Genomic DNA, 18,248 nt, shown 5'->3' on the forward strand with positions numbered 1-18,248 from the left:
CGTGGTGCCGGCCGGGAGAACCCGAATCCCGAAGGCACACTATGTCCCTGCGTAATATCGCCATCATCGCGCACGTCGACCATGGCAAGACTACCCTCGTCGACCAGCTTTTCCGCCAGTCCGGCACGTTCCGCGACAACCAGCGCATCGAAGAACGCGCCATGGATTCCAACGACCTGGAAAAGGAGCGCGGCATCACCATCCTGGCGAAGCCCACCTCGGTCGAATGGAACGGCACCCGCATCAACATCGTCGACACGCCCGGCCACGCCGACTTCGGCGGTGAAGTGGAGCGCATCCTCTCGATGGTCGACGGCGTGATCCTGCTGGTCGATTCGTCGGAAGGCGCGATGCCGCAGACGAAGTTCGTCACCGGCAAGGCGCTGGCGCTGGGCCTCAAGCCCATCGTCGTCGTCAACAAGGTCGACCGTCCCGACGAACGCATCCAGGAAGTGCTGGACGAAGTGTTCGACCTGTTCGTGACGCTGGACGCCACCGACGAACAGCTCGACTTCCCCGTGCTCTACGCATCGGGCCGCAACGGTTATGCCAGCGACGATCCGCAGCGCCGTGAAGGCACGCTGGAGCCGCTGTTCCAGAAGATCGTGGATCATGTTCCCGCCCCCGCGCTGGATCAGGACGCGCCGTTCAGCTTCCTCGTCACGCTGCTCGACCGCGACAATTTCCTGGGTCGTATCCTGACCGGCCGCGTCCAGTCGGGCGTGGTGAAGGTCAACCAGCCGATCCACGCGCTCGACATGGACGGCAATGTGATCGAAACCGGCCGCGCGTCGAAGATCATGTCGTTCCAGGGTCTGGACCGCGTGCCCGTGGACGAAGCCAGGGCGGGCGACATCATCTCGCTCGCCGGTCTGACCGTCGCCACCGTGTCGAACACCATCGCCGACCCGCAGGTCAGCGAACCGATCCAGGCCCAGCCGATCGATCCGCCGACCCTGTCGATGCGCTTTGCCGTGAACGATTCGCCGATGGCGGGCCGTGAAGGCAGCAAGGTGACGAGCCGCATGATCCGCGACCGTCTGGCCCGCGAAGCTGAATCCAACGTCGCCATCAAGGTGACGGAATCGGCCGACAAGGACAGTTTCGAAGTCGCCGGTCGTGGCGAACTTCAGTTGGGCGTCCTCATCGAAACGATGCGCCGCGAAGGCTTCGAACTGGGCATCTCGCGTCCCCGCGTGCTGTTCGGCGAAGACGAGACTGGCGGCAAGACCGAGCCTTACGAAACTGTCGTCATCGACGTGGACGATGAGTTCTCCGGTACGGTCGTGGACAAGATGAACATCCGCAAGGCCGAAATGACCGACATGCGTCCGTCGGGCGGCGGCAAGACCCGCATCACCTTCTCCGCGCCGTCGCGCGGCCTGATCGGCTATCATGGCGAATTCCTGTCCGACACGCGCGGCACCGGAATCATGAACCGCCTGTTCGAGAAGTACGGCCCCCACAAGGGCAAGATCGAAGGCCGCAAGAACGGCGTCCTGATCTCCAACGGCGCTGGCGAAGCCAATGCCTATGCGCTGGGTCCGCTGGAAGAACGCGGCATCCTGTTCGTGGGCGTGGGCGAAGCGCTGTACGAAGGCATGATCGTCGGCGAGAATGCGAAGCCCGAAGATCTGGAAGTCAACCCGATGAAGTCGAAGGCGCTGACCAACTTCCGCGCCAGCGGCAAGGACGACGCCGTCCGCCTGACCCCGCCGAAGAAGGCGACGCTGGAACAGGCCATCGCCTATATCGACGATGATGAAATGGTCGAAGTGACGCCCAAGACCATCCGTCTGCGCAAGCGCTACCTCGACCCGAACGAGCGCAAGCGCATGAGCCGTTCCAAGGCCGCCTGATTTATCAGGGTTGGGCTCCACAAAGGGGCCGCCTGATTTATCAGGTTGGCCTCAACGGAAAGGCCGCCTGATTGTTCAGGTTGGCCTCAACAAAAAGGCCCGCCTGATTTTTCAGCGCTGATACGTTATCAAAGGGCCGGCGTCGCAAGGCGTCGGCCCTTCGCTTTTGAAAAGGAGCCATCCGCATGGCCGATCTCTATCTCAAGGCGCTCAATAGCGAGCGCAAGGCGCTCTGGGCCGAATGCCGTCTCAAGGGCCTGGCCAAGGACACCCCCCAGCGCCAGCGCATCGTCGAGATCGACGCCCTGCTGGCCGCGCACAAGGCGAAACAGGACGGGGCGAAACAGGACGGGGCCAAGCAGGACGGCAAGAAGAGCGGCTGAAATCCTGACAGCGATTTTTGCAAGACAGACGCAATAAGCCTTCCTATCCTGCGCCCCTCACCATTCAGGGGAACGTCGATGGAATATATGCTCTTGCCGCTGAAACGCTATGCCGACTTTTCGGGCCGTTCGCGGCGCAAGGAATATTGGATGTTCGCGCTGGGCTATATCCTGCTCGCGATCGTCATCTCGTTGCTGGCTGTCGCGACCGGCGGCTTTGGGGAAGGCTCGCCGTCCGGTCCCTTCTTCTGGCTGTTGATCCTGCTGATGCTCGCGCTCATCGTCCCGTCGCTGGCGGTGCAGGTCCGCCGTTTCCATGACCAGGACAAGAGCGGCTGGTTCATCCTGCTGAACTTCATTCCCTATGTCGGCGGACTTATCGTGCTGGTCTTCATGTGCCTGGACGGGACGCGCGGAGACAATCGCTTCGGTCCCGATCCCAAGCAGACGGCGGCGGATGTCGCGGACGTGTTCAGCTAAACTGTCACAGCTATTGCGGGGATGTTCCGCACAGTATCTCCAGCCATGGCCGGCGCGGTGGATGACCGCGCCGGCCATCTACATTGCGCCTGTTGCCCATATCGTGCGAATTTAGACCCAGCGTGAACCGAATCATAACGGCTGGTTCGCAAATTGGGGAAGGCGTAGGGCCTTTCCATGCCGGTCGATGTCTCAGGCCGGCGGCGCACGCAGGAGGAATGACGACGTGGCGGAAACCCTTCCGGCCTTGAGCGAGGGGGAAAAGCAGTGCCTGCGGCTGGTGGCGCAGGGCTTCAATTCCAAGGAGATCGCCCGTCAGCTCCATGTGTCGGAGCATACGGTCGATCAGCGCGTCCGCACCAGTTTGCGCAAATTCGGCGTGCCATCGCGCAAGGAAGCCGCGCGCCTGTTCGTTTCGGTGGCGGAACCAGCGCCCCAAAGTGACACATATCAGCCTTTGATATATCAACCGGAGCCGCTTGCCTCCGATCCCGAACCTGCGTCATCCCTTGTTCAGCCGGACAGGCCGGATGGGCAGACGGAGCACAAGACGCTCCTGAACCGCATCCTCGCCTTCGGCCCGCCGCTCGGGGGATCGACCAATGAACTGAGTAAAGATGGCCGCCTTTTGGCGATGATCCGCGCCGCGGTCCTGACCGGGGTTGGCGTCGTCACTCTGCTGCTGCTCATTGCCGGGGCCTTTACGGTCCTGGGCTGATCCATCCGAAAATCGCTACGCCGAACAACGCGCCGCCCGGCCGGGGCTGGTGCGAAGGAGAAGACTTGTGCTCAACCTCGATCCCATCAAGACCCAGGCCGTCGCCGACCAGACCCGCCAGGCCTTTGCCGCTTTCGACAGTGCGCTGGTCGATGCCGCGCAACTGACCACGGCCTTTCTTACCGCGTCGCAGGGTTCGGGGCTGACCGCCAGCGAAAGCCAGCGCATCCTCAAGCAGATTCATGACAGCGCGACCAAGATCATCGAGGGCCGCAGCGATATGATCCGCGCCACCGCCCTGCTGACCCGCTGCCTGGAACATAGCGCCATTCCCGTCACGTCGGTCGGTTGTCCGATCGGTCTGGAACTGGAACAGCAGGAAACGGCGCGCCACCTGACCCTGGTCGCCTGACGACAAAAGGCGCATCAAGAAACCTGAGCGGCCGATCCGGTCGGAACGGCTGCTCCGGTGGAGGCCACCGCGTCCGCATGACCTTTGCCCCCCCTCTCAATTGGAAATGTGGATGACGGTGGCTTCCTTCTGGCTGACCCTTTTCTTCTGGATGCTGACCGCTTTCGGCTGCGTCTTCGCCGTCTTTTTCGGCGGCCGGGACGGCCGGTGGTTCACCACCGCCTTTCTGGGCTGCGTGCTGCTCACCATCCCGGCGCAACTGGCCGGGTCGTGGCACGCGACCCAGATATGGCTGATGCTGGTCGACGCCCTGCTGCTGGGCTGTCTCATCTGGCTGATGATGCGCAGCGACCGCTACTGGCCGATCTGGGCGACGGCCAGCCAGTTGATGACCGTATTGACCCATGTGGTGACGATGATGCTGCCCGGCTTTTCGGAGCGCATCTACGCGGGGCTCAGCACCGTCTGGGTGATCCCGCTGCTGCTCTTCACCATCATCGGCATCGAACTCGACCGGAAGGCGTCCCATGACCGCGCATATCCCGCCTGACCGGCACCTGCCGAGCCAGGAAGCGGTCGATCTGGTGGTCGCGCTGCAACGCTGCCTGACCAGTTTCCACGCCCGCAAGGAAGAACCCGCCATTCTGGACGGGGAGGGCACGGACCAGCTTCCCATCCTTGCCCGCTATCTGGAGGCCCGCCGCGTGCGGGCGATGCTGTTCGGGCAGAATCTCTTTTCGGACCCGGCCTGGGACATATTGCTGGCCCTCTATCAGGCGGAACTGGAGGGCGGGGCGCTCACGCTGGAGCAATTGAGCGAGACGCTGCGCCTGTCCTTGAGCGTCGTGGTCGGGCAGGTCGGCACGATGGAGCGGCGCGGCCTGCTGGACGAGCATCGCACATCCCCTAACAGCCGCCGCCGCCGCGCGATCCGCCTGTCGCCATTGGCGATGGACGCCATGGCCTCCTGGTTCTCGCTCGCCTTCGAGGAGTGAACCGGGCGCCTTAGCCCTGCCGTTCCAGCGGCAGGGTCACGCTCGCGCGCAATCCGCCCTCGACCCGGTTGGCGAAGTCCAGCCGCCCGCCATGATCGTCAGCGATGCGCCGGGCGATCGCCAGGCCCAGGCCGACGCCGCCGGTTTCCCGGTTCCGTGACGCCTCGCCGCGATAAAATGGCTCGCACAGCCGGTCGATCGTCTCGTCCGGGACGCCCGGCCCGTCATCCTCGACCGCAACGCTCACGCGCCCGCCCGTGATCGCCAGCGCGATCCGCGCCGATCCGCCATAACGCACCGCATTCTCCACCAGATTGGCGACGCAGCGGCGCAGCGCGATGGCATCGCCACGGATCACTGCGCGGGTGCTGCGCGTCACCGTCACATCCTGTCCCATATCGGCCAGATCGTCGGCCAGCGTCTCGACAATGGCGCTCAGGTCGATGCGCACATGGGCGGCGGCGTCGCCTTGACCACGCATGAAATCGAGCAGGTCGGTAACCATCGCCCGCATTTCCTCGACATCCGCCTGCGCCTTGGCGCGCGGACCGTCGGGCAAAGCCTCCAGGCGGAAGGACAGGCGGGTCATCGGTGTGCGCAGGTCATGTGCGATCGCCACCAGCATCGCCGTCCGCTCGTTCAGATAGTCGGCGATGCGCGCGCGCATGTGATTATAGGCGGCGCCGACCGCGCGCACCTCCGGCGGGCCGGTCAGCGGCAGCGGGTCGGCCCGTTCCGGCCGCTCGGTCGCCGCGCCCTCGGCCAGCCGCCGGATCGGCTGGGTAATGCGCCGCGCCACCCAATAAGCGGGCAGCAACAGCAGGACGAAAATCCCCGCCATCAGCGACAGGGTGATGGCATACCAGCGCAGATTGGCGCCCTGCCGGGCCTGCACCACCTGCCAGCCGCCGTCGCCATGGCGGGCCAGCAGGACCGACCCGTGCAGCATCATCCGGTCCGGGCCGAAACCGGGCGGGGGCCATGCTTTCCGGTCGGGATTGCCCATGCGCATCGGCGGTTGTTCGCGCAGCACGCGGACGTCGGCCGGGCGAACGCCCAGCAGGGCCGCGATCTGCGCCGCCATGCCGCGATCCTCGATCTGATCCGGTTCGGCGAGCGGCGGCGGATCGGACCGGTAGCGCGTCACCGTCCAGCTACCGGTCGGGACCGCGCCGCCCTGCATCAGCGCGGCGGCCTCGCCCAGCATCATCGGCCGGGCATGGGGCGGCGGGCCGCGAAAGGCGACCAGCATCATCGCGCCCAGCGCCAGCATCAGCGTCGCGGCGACCAGCGCGACGATGCGCGTCAGGATCGACGGATTGGGCGGCGTCAAACCGGGCGGACCTCGGCCGTGAACATATAGCCTTCGTTGCGGATGGTGCGGACCAGATCGTCCGTTCCATCCGCCCGCGCACCGCGTTCCAGCTTGCGGCGCAGGCGGCTGACCTGCACGTCGATCGCCCGGTCGTAGCTTTCGGTTTCGCTGCCGGCCGAATAGTCGAGCAACTGGTCGCGGCTCAGCACCCGGCGCGGATGCTCGATAAAGGCCCGCAGCAAGCGAAATTCGCCGTCGGTCAGCGTCACGACGACATTGTCGGGATCGGTCAGCAGGCGCGCGCCCATGTCCACCTGCCAGCCGGCGAAGCGCAGCCGCTTGCCACTGGCCTCCGGCGCTTGCGCCATCTGCCGGCGGTGGCGGCGCAGCACGGTGCGCACACGGGCGAGCAGTTCGCGCGGGTTGCAGGGTTTGGGCAGATAATCCTCCGCCCCCATTTCCAGGCCGACGATCCGGTCGATGTCGCTGCCGATCGCCGACAGCATGATGATCGGCAGGCCGCCCCGCGCCGACAGGCGGCGCAGGATCGACAGGCCATCCTCGCCCGGCATCATCACGTCCAGCACGGCGATGTCGAAATCCTGCACGGCCAGCACCTCGTCCATGCGCGCGCCATCCGGCACCGCCGTCACGGCAAAGCCATGCTGTTCCAGGAAATCCGACAGGAGCGTGCGGATATCCGCATCATCGTCGACCACCAATATGCGTGAACCGTCCATGACGGCCAGCATATCGGGGGAATGCGCCTCCTGCAAAGTCATCCCGTTCCTTCCTTCAGATTGCCAGGCCGACCGTCACGGTGCCGGTGAAGCCGTTGGTGATGTCGCCGGTCATGGTCGGCGTCATCGCCGCGACCTGCGCGGATGTATTGTCGCCGAACACATTGTCGCTGCTGGTGGTGATCTTGGCGAAATTCGTCTTGCTGCTGCTGTAGCCGCTGGTGGCGTAGACCGTGTCGCAGGCGTCGGTCGGCATCGCGAACTGCGACGTCAGCACGCGGTTGGCATAGCTGGTGGCGCGCGCCAGGCTGGGATAGACCTCGAAATGGATATGCGGGTAGCGCCCGTCATAGCAGCCGGGGAAGATGCTGGTGAAGGTCACCTGCCCGTTGGCGTCGGTCACGCCCACGCCGCGCAGGTAATTTTCGCCGGGCACGGTGTAGAGCGAATACAGCCCATCGCGGGTGCAGTGCCAGATATAGACGGCATAGCCTTCCAGCGCGGCGCAACCGCTGTTCACATTCACCACCGTCAGGGTCAGCGTCATGGTGATGCCCGCCGCCGTGCCGCTGGACGAACCGAAGCTAGACCGGATGTCGGTGCGCACGATGCCCGTGTCGTCCAGCACATTGACCACGCTGCCATTGCTGCTGTTGGACCCGTCGGCCGGATAGGGGCCGTTGGTTTCGGTCGGATCGGCGATGCAGGTGCCGGTTGGAGTAGGGGTAGGGGTGGGCGTCGGCGTAGGTGTTGGAGTCGGCGTGGGTGTCGGGGTCGCTGTCGAATCGCTCGAAGACCCGGATCCGCCGCCACATGCGCCGATCAGCGCCGCGCCGCTTGCCGAAAAAAGCAACCGCAAGGTACGCCGCCGCCCGATTGCCTCCCGCGCCAGCGCGCGCATCTGTTCCAGGTCGTGCATCAACCCATGGTCGTGCGCGTCATCCATGCCAGCCATCTACCCTGATCCCTCTCATCTTGTGTAAAGACCCTCAAGGACCGTCCCTAGCCGCGCCACATCTCCGGCCGATTGCCCAATGTAGCGACTTTGTAGCAGTCAAACGCTCTGGCTTCCCGGCGTCGGGGGCCATATAGTCGCCCGGTTCGTCATTTCCCGCGAAAGCGCTTCATGCATCTTCTTATCGGCCTCGCCGGCATCCTGCTCATTCTCGCCATCGCTTTCGCCCTCTCGTCCGATCGTCGCGCCATTCGTCCGCGCGTGGTGGGCGCGGCTTTCCTGTTGCAGGCGGGGATCGCCATATTGGTGCTCTACGTCCCGGCCGGCCGCGCGATCATCGGCGGCATGTCGCACGGCGTCGCCAACTTGCTCAGCTATGCGCAGGCGGGCACCGACTTCATCTTCGGCCCGCTGGCCAAGCCCGAAATCGGCGGCGCCAGCTTCGCCATCGCCGCGCTGCCGGTCATCATCTTCTTCGCCAGTCTGGTGTCGATCCTCTATTATCTCGGCATCATGCAATTCATCGTCCGCTGGGTCGGCGGCGCGATCGAAAAGGTGACGGGCGTGTCCAAGGTCGAAAGCCTGTGCGCCGCCGCCAACATCTTCGTCGGGCAGAGCGAAAGCCCGCTGGTCATCCGCCCCTATCTCGCCGGCCTCACCCCGCCGCAACTGTTCACCGTGATGACCAGCGGCATGGCCGGGGTCGCGGGCACTATCCTGGCCGCCTATGCCTCGATGGGGATCAAGATCGACTATCTGCTCGCGGCCAGCTTCATGGCGGCGCCCGGCGGCCTGCTGATGGCCAAGATCATGATGCCCGACGTGCCGGAATGCGAACCGGAACTGCCGCTGGAGGATGACATCCACCTGCCCGAAACGCGCCGCAGCGGAGCCGTGTCGGCGGCGCTGAACGCGGAAACCACGCCGGGCGAGCCGATGCCGGTCGCCACCCATGATGAGGAAAAGCCCGCCAACCTCATCATGGCCGCCGCGCAGGGGGCGCAAACGGGTGTCAAACTCGCCGTCGCGGTCGGCGCCATGGTGCTGGCCTTCGTCGCGCTGGTGGCGCTGGCCAATGGCATATTGGGCGGCATCGGCGCCTGGTTCGGCTATCCCGACCTCAGCTTCCAGATGCTGCTCGGCTATGTCTTCCAGCCGGTCATGTATCTGCTCAACATTCCCTGGAACGAGGCGCAGGTGGCCGGTGGGCTGTTCGGAACGAAGGTCGTGCTCAACGAATTCGTCGCCTATATCAACCTTGGCCAGGTGCAGGGTGCGCTGTCGCCCGCGACCATCGCCATCATCACCTTTGCCTTGTGCGGCTTCGCCAATTTCAGCTCGATCGCGATCCAGATGGCGGTGACCGGCAATCTTGCCCCCAATCAGCGGCCGATGATCGCCAGGCTGGGGCTGAAGGCGCTTGTCGCGGGCAGCCTCGCCAATCTGATGAGCGCGGCGCTGGCAGGGTTGATGCTCAGCCTCTGATCGCGATCGGGACGATAGCGTAACGTTGGGCCTACCCCTGCCGATGCAAATCGGTTATGGTTAACCCATGGGGGCAAAGCATTTTTTCGTGGCCGCGCTGGCGGCACTCGGCTCGACGGGCGCGGTCGCCGCGCAAGCGGCGGCATCCGAACCGATCAAAAGCGCGCAAGGTCCAAAACCCGGCGCGCTGGAAACCTTCAGGGACTGGACCATCGGTTGCGACAATCGCAACCGCTGTGAGGCCGTATCGCTGCTGCCCGAAGGCGGCGTATGGCCCGACAGCCCGATCATGGTCGGCGTCGTCCGTGATGCGGGACCGGATGCCGCCGCCGAAGTGTGGGTCAGCCGCGACGGCAAGGGCGGCGGCGAGTTCAGTTTCCATGTCGACGGGCGCCGCATCGCCAGCGCCATGAGCCGCGAGGGCGACGCCACGCTGCGCGGGCCGCAGGCGTCCGCGCTGGCCATCGCCATGGCGCGCGGCGGCACGCTCGAAATCAGGTCGGGCAATCGTTCGCTCGGCAAGCCGTCCTTGGCCGGATCGGGGGCGGCCCTGCGCTATATGGACGCGCGGCAGGGCCGGGCGGGCACCAGCACGGCGCTGGTCGCGACCGGGGCCATGGGGCCGATCGCCGTGCGCGCCGCCCCGGTGGCGCCCACCATCCGCCGCGCGCCGCTGCCGGGCACGAGCGCGCCTGTCGCGCTGTGGCGCGAGGAACTGACCGCCATCGGCAAGTTCACCGGATGCGCCAACGAGATGAAGGGCGCCGAACCGCCGCAACTCTATCGCCTGTCCAAGTCCGAGACGCTGATCCTCGTCCCCTGCGGCAGCGGCGCCTATAATTTCACGGCCATCCCCGTGATCGCGACCGGCGACCCCGGCCGCCGCGCCTTCCGCCTGGCCGGCTTCGACATGAAGCCGGGCTGGAGCGAGGAGGAATCGCGGCCGATGCTGGTCAATGCCGGCTGGACGCAGGAGAAACTCCGGCTCGACAGCTTCGCCAAGGGGCGGGGACTGGGCGATTGCGGTGGCAGCGAAGCCTATGTCTGGGACGGCACCCGCTTCCGCCTGATCGAGGCGACCAGCATGGGCGAATGTCGCGGCGCCTGGCACTGGATCAGGACATGGTCGGCGCAGGTGACGGACTGATAAGGCCGGCATGATGTGAATCTGCGGTTGCCGTTCCCCGGCCTGCGCCGGGGAAAGCTTCACACGAATGCGCGCATCCCGCCATGCTGTCATCCCTGCTTCAGGCAATATTCGCAATCGCCTCACCCGTTTTTGCAATGGAATATGCACATAGTGCCGCCATATCGGTGTCATGATCCAGCCGCTGCGCCAATCCGCCCCGTCCACCCCCTCGACCCTGCCGGACACGATCCGCGCGGTGATCTTCGACATGGACGGGACGCTGATCGACACCGAAGCGGCGCATCGTCGCGCCTTCGCGCAAACGGGCGACGCGATCGGCTGGCCGATGTCGGACGCGCTGCTCCTGTCCATGGTCGGCATCCATCGCGATGAAAATGAGCGGATGCTTAGCCGCCATCTGGGGCCGGACTTCCCCCTCGCTCAATTCTACGCCGACAGCGACGCCCTGTTCGAGGCGGCGGTCGATTCCGGCATCCCGCTGCGCCCCGGCGCGCTGCTGCTGCTCGATCATCTCAGGCAGGCGGGCATCCCCATGGCGCTCGCCACCTCCACCGCCGCGCCCTATGCGCAGCAGCGGCTGGAGAAGAGCGGCCTGCTCCATTATTTCGACGTCATCGTGACTCGCAGCGACGTCGAACGACCCAAGCCGCACCCGGAACCCTATCTGCTCGCTGCGCAGCGGCTGGGCATCGACCCGGCCCATATCGTCGCGGTGGAGGACAGCCATGCCGGCGTCCGCTCGGCCGTGGCGGCGGGCATGGCGACGGTGATGGTCCCCGACCTGCTCCCCCCGACCGAAGAACTGGTGCTCGCCTGCGCGCAGGTGCTGCCCAGCCTCACCGACCTGCGCGATCTGTTGCTGGCGACGGGGTAGGGGGGGGCTATTCGTCATGCTGAACTTGTTTCAGCATCCATCAGGCCCAATAACCCATTGCTCTGTGGGGAGAAATGGACCCTGAAACAAGGTCAGGGTGACGATGCAGGTTAAAGCAGTTTGGGTGGTCGCTTCCTGCCCCGACCGTCCTCTTTTACCCCGCCTTCGCCAGCACCAGCGCGAACAATCCCTCCGCGTCCACCCACTCCGTCGCCGGCTCCCATCCGCCGGCGCGCAGCAGCAACCGTTCGTCGCGCGCGCCATATTTATGGCTGCTCTCGGTATGGATCGTCTCGCCTGCCGCCATGTGGAAACATTGGCCCGCAACATGGAAATGCAGCGGCCGCCGCGCCTCCAGATGCATTTCGATCCGCGCCTTCCCGTCATTCCAGACGGCGCGATGGGCAAAGTCCTCGATCGGCAGATCGCCCTCCAGTTCGCGGTTGATCCGTTCGATGAGGTTCAGGTTGAAGGCGGCGGTCACGCCCTGCGCATCGTCATAGGCGGCGATCAGCCGATCGCGATCCTTGATCCGGTCCATGCCGATCAGCAATTGAGCATCATCGCCCAGCAGGCGGCGCATCGCGCGCAGCAGGTCTACCGCCGCGTCCGGCTCCATATTGCCGATGGTGGAGCCGGGAAAGAAGCCAAGGCGCGGCATCCCCTCGATCGCGGCGGGCAGCGTCAGTGGTCCGTTGAAATCGCCCACCACCGGCAGCACCGGCAGGTCGGGAAAGCCCTGCGCCAGTTCCGCGCTGCTGGCATGCAGAAAGTCGCCGCTGATGTCGATCGGCACATAGGCGGCCGGCGCGATGGCGCGCAGCAGATGCGGCGTCTTGCGCGCACTGCCCGCGCCGAACTCCACCACCGCCCGGCCCGTCCCGATCGCAGCGGCGAAATCCGCACCATGAGCCGTCAGCAGCGCGGTTTCGGTACGGGTCGGATAATATTCGGGCAGGTCGGTGATCGCCTCGAACAATTCCGACCCGCGCCGGTCGTAGAACCAGATGGGGGGCGTCGCCTTGGGACTGCGCGAGAGGCCTTCGATGATGTCGTGGCGAAAGGCCGGGTCGATGGTCGCGGCAAAGGGCACCGCCTGACCGGTCAGCAGCATGTCAAAGATCCTTGGCCAGCCGCAGCCCGGTGAACTGCCAGCGTTGATGAGGGTAAAAGAAATTGCGGTAGCTGGCCCGCCCATGGCCGCGCGGCGTGGCGCAACTGCCGCCCTTCAGCACGAACTGGCCGGACATGAACTTGCCATTATATTCCCCGACCGCGCCGGGTGCCGCGCGGAAGCCGGGATGGGGGCGATACGCGCTGCCGGTCCATTCCCATACGTCGCCGAACATCTGGGTCAGGCTGGTGCCTGCTTCCGCCGGGCGGGGGCGGGGACAGGTGGGGCCGTCCAGTTGGTTGCCGCTGATCGCGGCGACATTCTGCGCCGCGCATTCCCATTCCGCTTCGGTCGGCAAACGCGCACCGGCCCAACTGGCATAGGCGTCCGCTTCATACAGGCTGATATGGGTGACGGGGGCGGCGGGGTTGACCGGCTGCCGTCCGTCCAGCCCAAAGCGGGTCCAACCCTGCTCACCCTGTTTCCAGTAGAGCGGCGCGTCGATCCCCTCGGCCTGCGCCCAGGCCCAGCCATCCGACAGCCAGTGGGCGGCGGTGCGGTATCCGCCATCCTCGATGAAGGCGATCCATTCGCCATTGGTAATGGGTCGATGCGCCAGCGCATGCGGGCGCAGCACCGCCTTGTGCCGTGGCCCTTCGCAATCGAAAGCGAAGGCGTTGTGGCCATCCTCGCCCATTTCCACCAGCCCCTCGCGCCCCTCGATCCAGTGGAGCGGGCCGGGCAGGTCGACCGGGGCGGCGCTCGGCGCCTCGAACAGCGCCGGCTCCAGCGGGTTGAGCGAAAAAAGGTGGAGCAAATCGGTCAGCAGCAATTCCTGATGCTGCTGCTCATGATGCAGGCCCAGCGTCACCAAGGCGCGCGCCGCCTGCGGCAACATGCCCAGCGCACCGGTCAACGCCGAGTCGACATGGGCGCGATAGGCATAGATTTCGGTCAGCGACGGGCGGGTCAGCATGCCCCGCAACGGCCGGGCATGGCGCGCGCCCTCCGCCTCATAATAGCTGTTGAACAGGAAGGCGTAGCGCGGGTCGAACGGGCGATAGCCCGTCACATGATCGCGCAGCACGAACGTCTCGAAAAACCAGCTTACATGCGACAGATGCCATTTGGCGGGCGATGCGTCGGGCATCGACTGGACGGTGGCGTCGGCGTCGGACAGCGGAGCGGCCAGCGCCTGCGTCAGCGCGCGCACGGCACGATAGCGCTCCTCCAGATCATCCTGATGGGCGTCGGTCCAGCTTTTTGCCATGTCTGCCCCTTCCGATACGGTTGGCCGCTCTCGGAAGCTAAGCGCATGAAACTAGCCGAGGGTTCCACCCTGACCCAAAGGTCACACCTCTTGCAGGATCGGCACCGCGCGGCATACCCGGTCGCGGCCCGATTGCTTGGCCTCGTACAGCGCATCGTCGGCGCGGCGCAGCGCCTCGTCCAGATCGCCACCGGTCCAGCGGCATATGCCGGCGGAAAAGCTGATCGGCCGGTCGTTCACCTCGCCGATCGGGTCGCTGCGCATCAGGCTGGCGATCCGCGCCAGCGACCAGCTCGCCTCATCCTCGATACAATCCTGAAAGAAGATGGCGAATTCCTCGCCGCCCCAGCGCGCCACCATGTCGACGCGGCGGACCAGTGCCGACAGGCGGGTGGCGAAGGCGGCCAGCACCCGGTCGCCCTCTTCATGGCCCTTCAGGTCGTTGACCCGCTTGAAATAGTCGATGTCGATGATGGCGACGCAGCCCTTGCGCCGGTCTTCGGGCACGGCCTCCATATGGTTGAGGAAACCCCGCCGGTTGGCGATGCCGGTCAGCGGGTCTTCATGCGCCGCCTGGTGCAGATGGTCCATCCGCTCGCGCGTGGCATGGGCCGCACGCTGCACCCCGGCATACAGGGTGTGGATGACGTCGCCGACCTCCGGCAGGGCGTGCACTTCGCCTTCGCCCCGATGCAGCGTTTCGGCCAGCGCATGAATGGGGTTCAACAACGCGCCGATGCCCATCAGGGCGATGCCGGTGCCGACCACCGTGGCCATGGTCAGCAACAGGAATTCCGTCCACTGTATGCGACCGCTGGCAAAACCCCAACCCAGATAGGTAAGCAGCGGCAGATGGGTGGCGATGAAGCAGAGAGTGAACAAACGCAGGCGCAACGAGCGCGGAAAAATGAAGGAAGTGGCCAGATAAAAGTGCATGGCGGTCCCCGTCCGGTATCAACCGATGCCCCATCTCCGGCTGGCCCTAAACGCCCTCTGAAGAAACAGGGTTAATTGTCCGATATACGATCAGCCGTGTCGCCCAAGAGTCAGGCCGTGTTTCCAGACAGTTGCCCGGCGGTCAGCGCGACGCGCCCGGCACCCATTTCACATCGGCCGCGCCATTGCCGTTCAATCGCCGCGCCAGCACGAACAGCAGGTCGGACAGGCGGTTGATATAGGCGAGGGCCTGCGGGTTCAGCGCCACCCCGGTCGCGGCGGCGGTCGCGCTGCGCTCGGCCCGGCGCGTGATAGCGCGGGCGAGGTGAACGGCGGCAGCGGCGGACGATCCGCCCGGCAGAATGAAACTGTCGAGCGGGTTCAGATCGGCGTTCATGGCGTCGATCTGCTGCTCCAGCCGCGCGACCTGACTCGCCACGATGCGCAGCGCCCAGGGTTCGTCCGGCCCGTCGGGAATGGGCGTGGCCAGATCGGCGCCCAGATCGAACATGTCGTTCTGGATGGTGGTCAGCCAGTCCGCTTCTTCGCCCGCGCCCATGGCCACGATGGCAATCCCGATCGCGCTGTTCGCCTCGTCCACGTCGCCCACCGCCTGCATGCGCGGCGCATGTTTGGGCAGGCGCGATCCGTCGACCAGACCTGTGGTGCCGTCGTCACCCGTGCGGGTGTAGATCTTGTTCAGCTTGACCATGAAAGGGCGATTCGTCCGTCGGCGTGTTTGGGCAGATTGGTTTGGCGGCGTTTTTCGGTTTCGCGTCGTGCGCGCCGTTGGCTGTTCCAGCCGACGGCAAAACGCTCAGTGCCCCTTGGACATCAACAGGATCGCGACGATGATGATCGCCGCCGCCTGAAACAGGATGCGGTTCAGCATCATCTTGTTCTGCTTCAGGCTGGACGGGCGCACCACCCCTTCGGGCAGGTTCAGCTCTTCCTTGGTCGTCTGAAGGAAGGCGACGATGCCCCGGATCAGCGCGACCAGCGTGGCGATCATGGCAAGGATCAGGGCGATGACGAGGATCGTGTTCATAACGTCCGATGCTAGGCGCTTGCGAGGGTTATGCCAATGGGAAAGCGTCCCGCGCGCAGGTCCGCCGCCAGCACCGCCGGGTCCATGCCGTCGCGGCGCAGTTCGGCCAGCGCGATCGCCCCGTCGCGCTTGGCCAGCCGCCTGCCATCGGCGCCCAGCAGCAACGGATGGTGGACATAGGCGGGGCTGGGCAGGTCCAGCAGCGCCTGGATCAGTCGGTGGACATGGGTGGCGGTAAAAAGGTCGTCGCCGCGCAGCACATGGGTCACGCCCATGGCGGCATCGTCCAGCGTGCAGGACAGATGATAGCTGGCCGGCGCATCCTTGCGCGCCAGAACGACGTCGCCATGGATGAGCGGGGCAGCGGTGACGCGCCGATCTGCTTCGCCGCCGGGCGGAAATGGAAGCGCGCGCCACTCCAGCCCGCCAACCCGCGCCACCGCCCGGCCGATGTCGATCCGCCAGGCATGGGCCTCGCCAGCGGCGATGCGCCGGGTGCGTTCGGCCGTGCTCAGTCCCCGGCACGTCCCCGGATAGACCGGCCCTTCCGGGCCATGCGGCGCGGTCAGGCTGGCCTGTATGTCCGCGCGCGTGCAGAAACAGGGGTAGAGCAAACCCTCCGCCCGCAGCCGGGCGAGCGCCGCATCATACTGGTCCAGCCGCCGCGACTGGAACATCGCTTCGCCATCCCAATCCACGCCCAGCCAGCGCAGATCGGCCAATATCCCCGCGACATGCTCGTGCCGACTCCGCGTGCCGTCGATATCCTCGATCCGCAGGCGAAAGGCCCCGCCTGCCGCGCGCGCCATGGCATGTCCCATCAACGCCGACCAGCCATGGCCGACATGCAGCAATCCAGTGGGGCTGGGGGCGAAGCGGGTCACCATATGCAGTGGTGCGACAAGATGAGTCATACAGGCTCTTGACGGGAGATATTCGTTAATGCTGTCATGCCCCTGTCACCTTGCTGGACGATCAGCGGCGGGGACAAGGGGGAAGAAGGTTTTTATGTACCATCCCGACCTCATACGGCATCCGGAAAATTGTCCGGCACTTGTTCTGAATGCGGATTTCACGCCGCTCAGCTATTATCCGCTCAGCCTCTGGCCCTGGCAGACGGCGATCAAGGCGGTGTTCCTCGACCGGGTGGACATCATCGCCAGCTATGAGCGGCATGTGCACAGTCCCAGCCTGGAAATGAAGATACCCTCGGTCATCGCGCTCAAACAATATGTGCGGCCGTCCGAACATCCCGCCTTCACCCGCTTCAACCTGTTCCTGCGCGACAAGTTCGCCTGCCAATATTGCGGCACCGGCGCCGATCTGACCTTCGATCATGTCGTGCCGCGCCGCGCGGGCGGGCGCACCACCTGGGAAAATGTCGCGACCGCCTGCTCGCCCTGCAACCTCAAAAAGGGCGGGCGGACGCCCAGGCAAGCGGGCATGCGCCTGCATGTCCAGCCGATCCGCCCGACAAGCTGGCAATTGCTGGAACATGGCCGTGCCTTCCCGCCCGGCTATCTGCATGAAAGCTGGCACGACTGGCTCTATTGGGACGTCGAACTGCTGGCCTGACCGGCATGACCCGTTCGCCCTCAGCCGACCGGCAACCAGTTCCCAAGGACGGCTTCAGCCGACCGGCAACCAGTCTAAGTCCATGTCCTTGTGCCGGTTGGTATAATGGCCGATATCTTCCAGCCGGGCCATGTCGTTCATGATGATGCGGCCGTTGGATCGGCTGATCAGCCCTTCCAGCTCCATCTGACGGATCATGCGGTTCACATGGACCGACGTCAGGCCGATCGAATCGCCGATCTCCTCCTGTGTCAATTTCAGGTCGAAACTGTCGGTGATGCTGTCGTCGGTCACGCGCAGCCGGTCGAACATGTCCAGCAGGAAGGATGCTACGCGCGCCTTGGCCGATGTGCGGCCCAGCGCGGCCAGCCGGTCGGTCATCGCGACCCGCTCCGCATTGGACAGCAGGAACAGCAGCGCGGCGACGCGCGGATATTCCTCCAGCAGCCGGCGCAGCGCATGCTTGTCGAACGGACAGACGATCGCATCCGACAGAGCGACCAGCGATTCGGGCGCCTTGCTATAGATCGTACTGGCCGATCCGATGAAATCGCCGGGAAAATAGACGCGCAATATCTGGCGGCTCCCATCGGGCAGGATGACATAGCTCATCACCCGGCCTTCGCGCAGCACGAACAATTCCGTCACCGTCTCATTGACGCGCTGGATCATTGCGCCGCGCTTCACCTTGCGCGGATTTTCCTCGAGCCGGGCCAATGCCTTCTTTTCCGCATCGGACAGCGGCACCTGTTTTGCCAGCCTTTCCGCGAAACAACTCGTTGCCACCAAAAACACCTTCTTTGCATTGTCGTTACGATGGCAGAACGCCCTATCCGCCTTTTGGCTGCATTTTCAGAACGCGCACTAAACTCGATCAAGGTCGGGCCACGCTTTGCAATAATGTTTCACATTGCCGCCGGTCCGCCCGGATCGCGCTGT

General features: G+C 65.1%; 21 protein-coding genes. 11 read left to right on the plus strand and 10 right to left on the minus strand.

Annotation, left to right across the window (positions count from 1 at the left end; all coding sequences use genetic code 11):
* Nucleotides 1-41 precede the first annotated feature (41 nt).
* The 7 genes from typA (at nucleotide 42) to ASE85_RS09540 (ending at nucleotide 4,847) form a co-directional block, all read left to right on the plus strand.
* A complete protein-coding gene (gene typA / locus ASE85_RS09510; RefSeq protein ID WP_056687138.1) occupies nucleotides 42-1,859 on the plus strand; it encodes a translational GTPase TypA in 1,818 nt (605 codons plus the stop codon).
* A gap of 185 nt (nucleotides 1,860-2,044) precedes the next feature.
* A complete protein-coding gene (locus ASE85_RS09515) occupies nucleotides 2,045-2,242 on the plus strand; it encodes a hypothetical protein (protein WP_056687141.1) in 198 nt (65 codons plus the stop codon).
* Nucleotides 2,243-2,320: 78 nt separating this feature from the next.
* Complete coding sequence (locus ASE85_RS09520; protein WP_056687144.1) at nucleotides 2,321-2,722, plus strand: DUF805 domain-containing protein; 402 nt, start codon at nucleotides 2,321-2,323, stop codon at nucleotides 2,720-2,722.
* A 187-nt stretch (nucleotides 2,723-2,909) separates the two neighbouring features.
* Nucleotides 2,910-3,440: a response regulator transcription factor gene (locus ASE85_RS09525; protein ID WP_268795124.1), complete on the plus strand. Its 531-nt coding sequence runs from the start codon at nucleotides 2,910-2,912 to the stop codon at nucleotides 3,438-3,440.
* A gap of 67 nt (nucleotides 3,441-3,507) precedes the next feature.
* Nucleotides 3,508-3,852, plus strand: coding sequence for a hypothetical protein (locus ASE85_RS09530; RefSeq protein ID WP_056687147.1), 345 nt, complete (start codon nucleotides 3,508-3,510; stop codon nucleotides 3,850-3,852).
* A gap of 112 nt (nucleotides 3,853-3,964) precedes the next feature.
* The gene (locus tag ASE85_RS09535) at nucleotides 3,965-4,402 is read left to right on the plus strand and encodes a hypothetical protein (RefSeq protein WP_056688621.1); all 438 of its coding nucleotides are present in this window, start codon (nucleotides 3,965-3,967) and stop codon (nucleotides 4,400-4,402) included.
* Nucleotides 4,380-4,847, plus strand: coding sequence for a MarR family transcriptional regulator (locus tag ASE85_RS09540; RefSeq protein ID WP_056687149.1), 468 nt, complete (start codon nucleotides 4,380-4,382; stop codon nucleotides 4,845-4,847). The genes ASE85_RS09535 and ASE85_RS09540 overlap by 23 nt, the downstream gene beginning before the upstream one ends.
* Before the next feature lie 10 nt (nucleotides 4,848-4,857).
* Here ASE85_RS09540 and ASE85_RS09545 read toward each other — a convergent pair whose 3' ends face one another.
* Genes ASE85_RS09545 through ASE85_RS09555 form a run of 3 tightly spaced genes read right to left on the minus strand, consistent with a single transcriptional unit; the run spans nucleotide 4,858 to nucleotide 7,857 of the window.
* Nucleotides 4,858-6,180 (minus strand): ATP-binding protein, encoded by a 1,323-nt coding sequence (locus ASE85_RS09545; RefSeq protein WP_056687152.1) that lies wholly within the window; start codon nucleotides 6,178-6,180, stop codon nucleotides 4,858-4,860.
* Nucleotides 6,177-6,944, minus strand: coding sequence for a response regulator (locus tag ASE85_RS09550; protein ID WP_056687155.1), 768 nt, complete (start codon nucleotides 6,942-6,944; stop codon nucleotides 6,177-6,179). The genes ASE85_RS09545 and ASE85_RS09550 overlap by 4 nt, the downstream gene beginning before the upstream one ends.
* Nucleotides 6,945-6,957: 13 nt before the next feature.
* Entirely contained in the window at nucleotides 6,958-7,857 is a 900-nt protein-coding gene (locus ASE85_RS09555; RefSeq protein ID WP_056687159.1) for an intradiol ring-cleavage dioxygenase, read from the minus strand.
* Nucleotides 7,858-8,028: 171 nt separating this feature from the next.
* Between ASE85_RS09555 and ASE85_RS09560 the strand changes: the two genes are divergently transcribed.
* The 3 genes from ASE85_RS09560 (at nucleotide 8,029) to ASE85_RS09570 (ending at nucleotide 11,366) form a co-directional block, all read left to right on the plus strand.
* Nucleotides 8,029-9,342, plus strand: coding sequence for a NupC/NupG family nucleoside CNT transporter (locus ASE85_RS09560; RefSeq protein ID WP_056687162.1), 1,314 nt, complete (start codon nucleotides 8,029-8,031; stop codon nucleotides 9,340-9,342).
* 67 nt (nucleotides 9,343-9,409) lie between these two features.
* Entirely contained in the window at nucleotides 9,410-10,489 is a 1,080-nt protein-coding gene (locus ASE85_RS09565; RefSeq protein ID WP_056687164.1) for a DUF1176 domain-containing protein, read from the plus strand.
* Between the two features lie 172 nt (nucleotides 10,490-10,661).
* The gene (locus ASE85_RS09570) at nucleotides 10,662-11,366 is read left to right on the plus strand and encodes an HAD family hydrolase (protein ID WP_056687167.1); all 705 of its coding nucleotides are present in this window, start codon (nucleotides 10,662-10,664) and stop codon (nucleotides 11,364-11,366) included.
* Between the two features lie 154 nt (nucleotides 11,367-11,520).
* On the opposite strand, the gene egtD is transcribed toward ASE85_RS09570, so the two are convergent.
* From egtD to gluQRS, 6 genes are all read right to left on the minus strand, one after another.
* Nucleotides 11,521-12,480 carry an L-histidine N(alpha)-methyltransferase gene (egtD, locus tag ASE85_RS09575; RefSeq protein ID WP_056687169.1) on the minus strand — a complete coding sequence of 320 codons (960 nt, stop codon included), beginning with the start codon at nucleotides 12,478-12,480 and terminating at the stop codon, nucleotides 11,521-11,523.
* Nucleotide 12,481: 1 nt separating this feature from the next.
* The gene (gene egtB, locus ASE85_RS09580) at nucleotides 12,482-13,750 is read right to left on the minus strand and encodes an ergothioneine biosynthesis protein EgtB (RefSeq protein WP_056687172.1); all 1,269 of its coding nucleotides are present in this window, start codon (nucleotides 13,748-13,750) and stop codon (nucleotides 12,482-12,484) included.
* Nucleotides 13,751-13,831: 81 nt separating this feature from the next.
* On the minus strand, nucleotides 13,832-14,686 hold the full coding sequence (locus tag ASE85_RS09585; protein ID WP_056687174.1) for a GGDEF domain-containing protein: 855 nt from the start codon (nucleotides 14,684-14,686) through the stop codon (nucleotides 13,832-13,834).
* A 142-nt stretch (nucleotides 14,687-14,828) separates the two neighbouring features.
* Entirely contained in the window at nucleotides 14,829-15,398 is a 570-nt protein-coding gene (locus ASE85_RS09590; RefSeq protein ID WP_056687177.1) for a cob(I)yrinic acid a,c-diamide adenosyltransferase, read from the minus strand.
* 105 nt (nucleotides 15,399-15,503) lie between these two features.
* The gene (locus tag ASE85_RS09595; protein ID WP_056687180.1) at nucleotides 15,504-15,734 is read right to left on the minus strand and encodes a twin transmembrane helix small protein; all 231 of its coding nucleotides are present in this window, start codon (nucleotides 15,732-15,734) and stop codon (nucleotides 15,504-15,506) included.
* A gap of 11 nt (nucleotides 15,735-15,745) precedes the next feature.
* On the minus strand, nucleotides 15,746-16,648 hold the full coding sequence (gene gluQRS / locus ASE85_RS09600) for a tRNA glutamyl-Q(34) synthetase GluQRS (RefSeq protein ID WP_082462742.1): 903 nt from the start codon (nucleotides 16,646-16,648) through the stop codon (nucleotides 15,746-15,748).
* Between the two features lie 94 nt (nucleotides 16,649-16,742).
* On the opposite strand from gluQRS, the gene ASE85_RS09605 reads away from it, so the two are divergent.
* Nucleotides 16,743-17,309 (plus strand): HNH endonuclease, encoded by a 567-nt coding sequence (locus tag ASE85_RS09605; RefSeq protein WP_056687184.1) that lies wholly within the window; start codon nucleotides 16,743-16,745, stop codon nucleotides 17,307-17,309.
* 54 nt (nucleotides 17,310-17,363) lie between these two features.
* Here ASE85_RS09605 and ASE85_RS09610 read toward each other — a convergent pair whose 3' ends face one another.
* Complete coding sequence (locus ASE85_RS09610) at nucleotides 17,364-18,098, minus strand: Crp/Fnr family transcriptional regulator (protein ID WP_056688624.1); 735 nt, start codon at nucleotides 18,096-18,098, stop codon at nucleotides 17,364-17,366.
* Between the last annotated feature and the right edge of the window lie 150 nt (nucleotides 18,099-18,248).

The sequence above is a fragment of the Sphingobium sp. Leaf26 genome, from assembly GCF_001421665.1.
GTDB lineage: Bacteria > Pseudomonadota > Alphaproteobacteria > Sphingomonadales > Sphingomonadaceae > Sphingobium.